The 8798-nt window shown below is 72.2% G+C and carries 2 protein-coding genes; both read left to right on the top strand.

What is annotated here, in order from left to right; all coding sequences use genetic code 11:
- Positions 1 to 933 (top strand): AMP-binding enzyme (locus tag AOK24_RS18810; protein ID WP_159051921.1); only part of this gene is annotated, 933 nt, incomplete at its 5' end.
- A 140-nt stretch (positions 934 to 1073) separates the two neighbouring features.
- Positions 1074 to 8798: non-ribosomal peptide synthetase (locus AOK24_RS18805; RefSeq protein ID WP_159051920.1), on the top strand; the 7725-nt coding region annotated here is incomplete at its 3' end.

Below are 8798 nucleotides of genomic sequence, written 5' to 3'. Positions count from 1 at the left end.
AACATGTACGGCATCACCGAGACCACCGTGCACGTCACCAGCCAGCCCGCCGAGCCGGCGTTCGCCGAGGACGGCGCGGGCAGCGTCATCGGGGCCGCGCTCCCGCACCTGCGCGCCTACGTCCTGGACGCCGCACTGCGGCCCGTCCCGCCCGGCGGCACCGGCGAGCTGTACATCCACGGCGGCGGACTCGCCCGCGGCTACCTCGACCGGGCCGGACTCAGCTCGCTGCGCTTCGTCGCGAGCCCCTTCGGCGGGCCGGGGGAGCGGATGTACCGCACCGGGGACGTCGCCCGCTGGAACCGGCACGGCAAGCTCGAATACCTCGGACGCGCCGACGACCAGGTCAAGATCCGCGGCTTCCGCATCGAGCCCGGCGAGATCGAGGCCCTGGTCGCCGGGGACGGAAGGGTCGCCCGGTGCGCGGTCGTCGTCCGCGAGGACCGGCCCGGCGACCGGCGGCTCGTCGCGTACGTCGTCCCCGCCGACCGCGCCTCCTTCGACGAGGCGGCGCTGCGCGAGGCGGTCCGGGCCCAACTGCCCGACCACATGGTGCCGTCCGCGTTCGTCGCCCTCGACGAACTGCCGCTCACCACCAACGGCAAGCTCGACCGCAGGGCCCTACCGGCGCCCGAGTACGGCGAGCGGGAGTCCTACGTCGCCCCGCGCACCGCCACCGAGGAGGCCGTCGCCGAGATCCTCGCCGACGTCCTCGGCCTCGAACGGGTCGGCGTCGAGGACGACTTCTTTAGCCTGGGTGGAAACTCGGTCCTCAGTCTCCGGGTGGTTGGTAGGGTCCGAAGCGTGTTCGACATCAATCCGTCGGCACGCGTTCTGTTCGACCATCCCACGGTCGCGCGGCTCGCTCTCCATGTCGAGGACGTCATCCTCGAAGAGATCGAGATGTCGATGGTGGACGACGACAACCAGTAGCGACAACCGGTAGCGGCATTTTCCCGAGCAACGCTTTTCGTGCGCGCCGCAGGGTGCGGGGACACCCTTTCCCCTGCGGCGCGCAGGCCTTTTCACGCCCTTTTCCCCCCTGCTTTTTCTCGGTCCTGGAGGAGTCCTTCATGCACGCGGAGCCGTCGCGCGAGAGCCGGATCAGTTCCCTTCCGGAGGACGCGCGGCGCAGGCTCCGCGAACGGCTCGCCGGCCGCACCCGGCGCACAGGGATCCCGGCGGCGGACCGCACGGGCGCGCTGCCGCTGTCGTTCGCCCAGCAACGCCTCTGGTTCATGGAGGAGTTCCAGCCCGGCGGCAGCGACCACAGCTCCGGTCTGAGCCTCAGGCTCACCGGGCCGCTCGACGCGGATGCGCTGCGCGCCGCGGTGGAAGGGCTCGTCGCACGGCACGAGTCCCTGCGGACCACGTTCGAGACCGTCGACGGCGTCGGGCGCCAAGTGGTGCACCCCACCATGGCCATACCCTTCGAGACGGCCGAGCTGAGCCGCGAGGAGGCCGGACGACTCGTGGCCGAGCGGCTGTCCGCACCGTACGACCTGGGCGCCGGGCCACTGCTACGGGCCCTGCTCGTGCGGATCTCCGACACCGAGCACGTCTTTCTGCTGGCGATGCACCACATCGTCACGGACGGCGCCTCCGTGGAGGTCGTGCTGCGCGAACTCCAGGCCCTCTACACCGCCGCCCGGCGCGGCGAGTCCGCAGTCCTGCCCGAACTCCCCGTCCAGTACCCGGACTTCGCCGCCTGGCAGCGGGACCGGCTCGGCGGGGACGCACTCGCCGGGCATCTGGAGTACTGGCGGGAGAAGCTGGCGGGGCTCGAACCCCTGGAACTGCCCGCCGACCGGGCACGCCCCGCCGTACGCACCGGAGCGGGGGCGGCCCGCACGTTCGAGCTGCCGGCCGACGTCACCGGTGCGCTGCGCGAGCTGGGCCGGGCGCGGGGGACCAGTCTGTTCGTCGTCCTGACAGGGCTCACGCAATTGCTCCTGGCGCGCTACAGCGGCCAGAACGACATCGCGGTCGGAACCGCCGTTCCGGGACGGGAACGCGCCGAACTGGAGAACCTCGTGGGGTTCTTCATCAACATTCTCGCTTTGCGTTCGCGGATCGACGAGAACGCCTCCTTCCTCGGTTTCCTCGACGACGTCAAGGAAACCGTCCTGGAGGCTTTCGACCACCAGGACGTGCCTTTCGAACGGCTCGTGGAAATCCTCGCCCCCGAACGCGAGACGAGCCGCACCCCCCTCGTCCAGTCCCTTGTCGTCCTGCAGAACACCCCGGCGGAATCCCTCGAATTCGAGGAACTGCGCGCCGAACGGCTGCCCCTCGACCGCGACGCCGCCCAGTACGACCTGAGCTGGGAGTTCACCGAGGGGGACGACACCCTCGGCTGCGCCGTCGAGTACAGCACCGACCTCTTCGACGCCGGCACCGCCGAGCGGCTGGCCCACCACTTCGTCACCCTCGCCCGCGCCGTCGCCGCCCACCCCGAACGGCCCCTGCGCGAACTGTCGCTCCTCGACGACGCCGAACGCCACCGTCTGCTGGTCGAGCCCAACGCCACCGGCCACCCCGACGCCGCCGCCACGACGATCCCGGCCGCCTTCGCCGCACAGGCCGCCCGCACCCCCGGCACGATCGCCCTCGTCACCCGCGCGGAGAGCCTGACGTACCGTCAACTCGACGAGAGGTCCAACCAGTTGGCCCATCACCTCATCGCACAGGGCGTACGGCAGGAGGACCGCGTCGCCGTCTGCCTGTCCCGGACCGCCGACCTCGTCGTCGCCATGCTGGCCGTGCTCAAGGCGGGCGCCGCCTACCTGCCCGCCGATCCCACCCTGCCCGGCGACCGCATCGCGTACATGCTCGCCGACAGCGGCGTCCGCGTCGCCGTCACCGAGTCCGCCCACACCGGGCTCTTCACCGACGCCGACACCCTCGTCACCGTCGACACCCAGCGCGCCGACATCGCCGCACAGCCGGGGAACACGCCGGTCGGCGCGGTCGTTCCCGGCAGCGCCGCCTATGTCATCTACACCTCCGGCTCCACCGGGCGCCCCAAGGGAGTCATCGGCCTGCACGGCGGGCTGGTCAGCCGGTGGGCATGGTTCGCGGAGACCTGCCCGCAGTGGCGCGCGGCCGTCGTCTGCGCCAAGAGCGCCGTCAGCTTCCTCGACAGCGCCACCGAGATCTTCGGCACCCTCCTGCACGGCGGACGCGTGGTCCTCGCCGACGACGACACCGCCAAGGACCCCGCCGCGCTCGCCCGCCTCGTCGCCGAGCACCGCGTCCAGCGCATGACGGTCGTACCGAGCCTCCTCTCCGTCCTCCTCGACGTCGACGAGGCCGACCCCGGCCTGCTCGCCTCCTGCGCCTGCTGGATCAGCAGCGGCGAACCTCTCCCGCGCGCCCTCGCCGACCGCTTCCACGCGAGGCTCCCGCACGCCACCCTCCTCAACCTCTACGGTTCCTCCGAGGTCAGCGCCGACAGCCTCGCCTGGCAGTCCGACGGCGGCGACATCCGTGCCGGGCGCCCCCTGTGGAACAACGAGGCGTACGTCCTCGACGACCGGCTGCGCCCCGTCCCCACCGGCGTCCCCGGCGACCTCTACATCGCCGGCACGGGCCTCGCGCGCGGCTACGCCGGCCGCCCCGGCCTCACCGCCGAACGCTTCGTCCCCCACCCCTTCGTTTCTGCCGCCCGCCTCTTCCGCACCGGTGACGTCGCCCGGTGGACCGCCGCCGGAACCCTCGAACTCCTCGGACGCGCGGACGACCAGGTCAAAGTGCGCGGGTTCCGGATCGAACCCGGGGAGGTGGAAGCGGCCCTGCGCACCCACCCGGGGGTCGCCGAGGCGGCGGTCGTGGCGCGGGAGGACGGCGCGGGGTCGGTGCGGCTGGTGGCGTACGTCGTGGGGGCCGATGCGGGGAGCACGCGAGGCGCTGCCCCGGCCGAATCCGGCGAGGGTGCTCCGGTCGAACCTGGCGAGGGTGCTCCGGTCGCCGCCGCGCTCCGCGCCCACCTGCGCGACACCCTTCCCTCCTACATGGTCCCCACCGCCTTCGTCACCCTGGACCGCCTGCCCCTCACCACCAGCGGCAAGCTCGACCGGCGCGCCCTGCCCACCCCCGTCTGGCAGGAGACCGCCGAGTACGTCGCCCCGCGCACCCCCACCGAGGAGACGCTCGCCGGAATCTGGGCGGAGGTGCTCGGGGCCGGACAGGTGGGCGCGGACGACGACTTCTTCGCGCTCGGCGGCCACTCCCTGCTGGCCACCCGGGTCATCAGCCGTATCCGGGCCGCCCTCGGCGCCGAACTCTCCCTGCGCACGCTCTTCGAGACGCCCCGCCTGACGGACGTGGCGGCGGCCGTCGACGACGCCACCGGCACCCCGCGCCACACCCCCATCACCCGCACGGACCACCGGGGCCCGCTCCCCCTGTCGTACGCGCAGGAACGCCTCTGGTTCCTCGACGACTTCGCCCCCGGCGCGGGCCAGTACAACGTCTTCGCGACCCTCCGCCTCACCGGCGCCCTCGACCTCACGGCCCTCCAGAACGCGGTCGACGGCCTCGTCACCCGGCACGAGTCCCTGCGCACCACCTTCGCCTCGCACGACGGCCAGGGCGTCCAGATCGTGCACGACACCCTCGACATCCCCGTCCACCTCGTCGAGTTGGGCGAGCGGCGCCTGGAGGACGCCCTCCGGCGCGAGCAGGACCACCCGTTCGACCTGCGCACCGGACCGGTCGTACGGGTCACGGCGATCCGGGAGTCGGCCACGCGGCACGTCCTCGTCCTGGCGATGCACCACATCGTCACCGACGGCTGGTCCATGGGCGTGATCCTGCGTGAGCTGGGTGAGTTGTGTTCGGGGGCCGCGCTGCCTGAACTGCCTGTCCGGTACGGGGATTACGCGGTGTGGCAGCGTGAACGCCTCGCGGGTGATGCGCTGGCTGGTGAACTCGCCTATTGGCGTGAGCAGTTGGCGGGGTTGGAGCCGTTGGAGCTGCCGACGGACCGGCCGCGTCCGGCGGTGCGGTCGTCGGCGGGCTCGACGTCGGTCTTCGAGGTCCCGGCAGGCACCGCAAGGGACTTGGCCCGTGTGGGACGGGAGTCGGGGGCGAGTCTGTTCATGGTGCTGACGGCGGTGACGCAGTTGCTGCTGTCGCGTTACAGCGGTCAGCGTGACATCGCCCTCGGTACGGCGGTCTCCGGCCGTGAACGCTCTGAACTCGAAGGGCTGGTCGGCTTCTTCGTCAATACCCTTGTCCTGCGTTCGCGCATCGACGAGTCGCGTTCCTTCGCCGAACTCCTGGGTGGTGTACGGGAGACGGTCCTGGACGCCTTCGCGCATCAGGACGTTCCCTTCAGCCGGCTGATCGAGGAGTTGGCTCCGGAGCGGGACACCAGCCGTACCCCCCTCGTCCAGGCGATGCTGGTCCTCCAGAACACCCCGGAGACCGCGTTCACCCTCCCCGGACTCACCGCGCAGGAACTGGTCACCACCAGGAACGCCTCCCAGTTCGACCTGGCGCTCAGCTTCAACGAACGCCCCGACGGCACCCTCCTCGCCGCGGTCGAGTACGACACGGACGTCTTCGACGCCTCGACGATCGACCAGCTCACCGGCCACTGGCTCACCCTGGCCGCCTCGGTCACCGCCGCCCCCGACCAGTGCCTCACCGACGCCGCCCTCCTCTCCGACACCGAGACCCGCGAACTGCTCGGCGAGTGGAACGACACGACCTGCGAGCACGACCCGAAGTCGATACCCGAACTGTTCGCCGACCGCGTCGCGGCCGACCCCGACGCCCTCGCCGTCATCGGCGACGGCGACCCCCTCACCTACCGCGAGCTGGACGACCGCACCGACCGCCTCGCCCACCTCATCGCCGCCGCCGGCGTCACCGTCGAGTCCAAGGTCGGGCTCGTACTGCCCCGCAGCGCCGACATGGTCGTAGCCGTCCTCGCCGTCCTGAAGGCGGGCGGCATCTATGTGCCCGTCGACCCCTCCTACCCCCTCGACCGCATCGAGTACGTCCTCGGCGACTGCGGCGCGGACACCGTCCTGACCTGGCGCGGCCTCGCCCAGGAACTGCCCGTCGACCCGGACGTACGGGTGATCGCGCTGGACGACCCCGCCGTGGCGGCCCACCTCCAGGAGGGCGCGCCCGTGCCCCCCGGCGTCCCGGTGAGCGCTGCGAACGGCGCCTACATCATCTACACCTCCGGCTCCACCGGCCGCCCCAAGGGCGTCGTCGTCACCCACGCCGGCGTGGCCAGCCTCTCCCGCACCCAGCGGGAACGCCTGGGCGTGGCCGCGAACAGCCGCGTCCTGCAGTTCGCGTCGCCGGGCTTCGACGCCGCCTGGTGGGAGCTGTGCATGGCGCTGCTGTCCGGCGCCGCACTCGTCGTCGACCCGGACGACGAGACCGGCGGCGGCCGGGGAGCCCGCCTCGCCGAGGTCACCGCCCTGCGCGACGTCACCCACGTCACCCTCCCCCCGGCGCTGGTGGCCACCCTCGACGAGGACACGATCGCCCCCGACCTGACGATGGTCGTCGCCGGCGAGTCGTGCCCGCCCGAAGTCGTCGACCGCTGGTCACGAGGCCGCCGCTTCGTCAACGCGTACGGCCCCACCGAGACGACCGTCTGCGCCACCATGAGCGCCCCCCTCAACCCCGACTCCGGTGTCCCGCCGATCGGTTCACCCGTCGCCGACACCCGCGTCTACGTCCTCGACGAGGCCCTGCGCCCCGTCCCCGCGGGCGTCGCGGGCGAGCTGTACGTCACCGGACTGAGCCTGGCCCGCGGCTACCTCGCCCGCCCCGGCCTCACCGCGGGCCGCTTCGTCGCCAACCCCTACGCCCCCGGCACCCGCCTCTACCGCACGGGCGACGTCGTACGACGCCGCAAGGACGGCCAGCTGGAGTTCGTCGGGCGCGCCGACGACCAGGTCAAGATCCGCGGCTTCCGCATCGAACCCGGCGAGGTCGAGGCCGTCCTCACCGCCCACGACTCCGTCACGCAGGCCCACGTCACCGTCCACCGCGACCCGTCCGGCGTCCGGCGCCTCGTCGCCTACGCCGTACCCGCCGACGTGCACCCCGGCGACCTCCTCGCGCACGCCCGCGCCGCCCTGCCCGACTACATGGTCCCGGCCGCCGTCGTACCGATGGCCGCGCTGCCCCTCAACACCAACGGCAAGATCGACCGAAAGGCCCTGCCCGCACCGGAGTTCGGCACCGGCACCGCCTACGTCGCCCCGCGCACCCAGGCCGAGAGGACCCTCGCGGAGATCTGGGCCACGGTCCTGGGAGCCGAACGCGTGGGCGCCGAGGACAACTTCTTCGACCTCGGCGGCGACTCCATCCTCAGCCTCCAGGTCGTCTCCCGCGCCCGCCGCGCCGGACTCGACCTCTCCTCCCGCGACCTCTTCGCCCACCAGACCGTCGCCGCCCTCGCGAGCGCGGCCGGCAGCACCGGTGACATCCTCGCCGAACAGGGCACGGTCCACGGCGAGTTGGCCCTCACCCCGATCCAGGACTGGTTCTTCGCCACCCACCCCACGGCCCCCGAGCACTTCAACATGGGCATGGCGCTCGAACTCCCCGCCGACACCGACCTGCCGGCCCTGCGCCACGCCGTGACCGCGCTCCTCGCCCACCACGACGCCCTGCGCCTCATGTTCACCCGCGCCGACGGCACCTGGTCCGGCCGCATCCGCCAACACCTCGACACCGACGCCGTGTTCACCGTCCACGACCTCGCCACCGAGGACTGGGACCGGCTCGGACGGGACACCCAGGCCGGATTCCACCTCCAGGACGGCCCACTGATCCGGGTCCTCGTGGGCGAGAACGGCCCGTCCGAAGCCGTACGCGTCCTGATCGTCGCCCACCACCTCCTGGTCGACGGCGTCACCTGGCGCATCCTCCTCGAAGACCTCCAACACGCCTACCGGCAAGCCGAGTCGGGCATGAACGCCGACCTCGGGCCCAAGACGACGTCGATCCGCCAGTGGGCCGAGCGCCTCGGCGGGTACGACTTCGACGGGCAGGCGGAGTACTGGCGTTCGGTCACGGAGGCCGCGCACGTCGAGCTGCCCGTGGACCACCCGGGCGGCGAAAACACCGTCGCCGCACAGGAGTTCGTCTCCGTGTCGCTCGGCACGGAGGAGACCGAGGCGCTGCTGTCGCGGGTCCCGTCGGTGTACCGCACGCAGGTCAACGACGTCCTGCTCACCGCCCTCGGACGCACCCTGCGCACCTGGACCGGGCGCGACCGCGTCCCCGTCCACGTGGAGAGCCACGGCCGCGAGGAACTCTTCGACGACGTCGACCTGACCCGTACGGTCGGCTGGTTCACCTCGCTGTACCCGGTGGCCCTGCGGCTTCCCGGCGGCGACTGGGGGGCCGAAGTCCGCGCCGTGAAGGAGCAGTTGAGGGCGGTCCCGGACCGGGGCGTCGGCTACGGCGTCCTGCGCCACCTCGACCGTGCGCTGCCCGCCGGGCCCGACCCGCTCATCACCTTCAACTACCTCGGCCGCCTCGACATGGCCCCCAAAGACTCCTGGTACCTGTCCACAGCCCTCAACCCCGGTGGCGAACACAGCCCCCGCGAACAGCGCACCCACCTCCTCGACGTCACCGCGGGCGTCCACGAGGGACGTCTCGTCTTCTCCTGGGCCTACTCCGCCGGGCTCTTCGACGAGACGACCGTACGGCGGCTCGCCGAGCGGCTCGCCGCCGAACTGGTGGCGTTCGCCGAGCACTGCGCCGCCGCGGGCGTGGGGGGATGCACGCCGTCCGACTTCCCGCTCGTCTCC

This window comes from Streptomyces niveiscabiei (genome assembly GCF_001419795.1).
GTDB lineage: Bacteria > Actinomycetota > Actinomycetes > Streptomycetales > Streptomycetaceae > Streptomyces > Streptomyces niveiscabiei.
The sequence above is the reverse complement of the archived record's forward strand: the minus strand, read 5'-3'. Positions and strand labels throughout refer to the sequence as shown.